This window comes from Arthrobacter sp. AOP36-C1-22 (assembly GCF_052377515.1).
Classification (GTDB): Bacteria; Actinomycetota; Actinomycetes; order Actinomycetales; family Micrococcaceae; genus Arthrobacter_H.
This window is the reverse complement of record NZ_JBQSWW010000064.1, coordinates 1-1,170: the sequence shown is the minus strand read 5'-3', so window position 1 is coordinate 1,170 and position 1,170 is coordinate 1. Positions and strand designations below refer to the sequence as shown.

Below are 1,170 nucleotides of genomic sequence, written 5' to 3'. Positions count from 1 at the left end.
ACGTGGGTGTGGCATCGAGTGTCGTGACTAGCGGCCAACCGCACGGTGCAAAAGGAGCGCCACCATGAACAACGAAATCGCCGTGTTCTGCGGACTCGACGTCGGTAAATCGGGTCACCACGCAACAGCCCTGGACCGGGACGGTGGCCGGATCTTCGACCACCCCCTGCCCCAGGACGAGGCGAAACTACGAGAGGTCTTCACCCGGTTGCAGGCCCATGGGCCCGTACTGGTCATCGTTGACCAACCCAACACCATCGGCGCCCTGCCCATCGCGGTAGCCCGCGACGCGGGCTGCGAAGTCGCCTACCTCCCCGGACTCGCAATGCGAAAAGCCGCGGACCTATACCCGGGCATGGCCAAAACAGATGCCCGGGACGCGTTCATCATCGCCGATACCGCCCGCTCAATGCCCCATACCCTGCGCCAAGTGGACCGGGACAGCGAGGTCCTCTCGGCGTTGAAGGTCCTGGCCGGCTTTGATGCCGACCTGACTCATGAATGCACCCGGGCCATCAACCGGCTCCGTGGCCTGCTGCTGCAGATCTTCCCTGCATTGGAGCGGGTTTTCCCCGAAACGAGGATCACCCGTCCGCTCGTGTTGGAGCTGTTCATCCACTACGGCGGACCCACCGGGCTGCGCGCCGCGGGTAAAGGGAACGTGTTGCGATTCGCCCGGAACCATTCCCGCAAGGATCCTTCCGTACTGGTCGGAGAGATTTTCACTGCCCTGTCAGAGCAGACGGTGACCGTGGCCGGCACGGCTGCGGTCGAAATCGTCGTCCCGAGGGTGGCGGCCCAGATCAAGGAACTCAAAACCCAGCGGGCGATCCTGGCCACCGAAGTGGAGAAGCTGGTCGATGACTTCCCTCTTTCCACGGTCTTGATCTCCATGCCAGGAGTCGGCATCAAGACCGCTGCAGCCGTGCTCCTGGCCATTGGAGACGGCCATGGATTCAAGGACGCAGCTCATCTGGCGGCCTACGCGGGGATCGCTCCGACATCAAGATACTCAGGCACCTCGATCCATGGTGAACACCCATCCCGATCGGGCAACAAAGCGTTGAAGAACGCCCTGTTCCGATCGGCTTGGGTCGCCAGCTGCCACGATCCGATCTCCATGGCCTACTACCAGCGAAAACGAGCCGAGGGAAAGAGACACAATGCAGC

The 1,170-nt window shown here is 62.5% G+C and carries 1 protein-coding gene; it reads left to right on the top strand.

Going from position 1 to position 1,170, the window contains the following annotated elements; genetic code table 11:
* Positions 1-64: 64 nt before the first annotated feature.
* Positions 65-1,170 (top strand): IS110 family transposase (locus ACT3S6_RS15880; protein ID WP_444555774.1); only part of this gene is annotated, 1,106 nt, incomplete at its 3' end.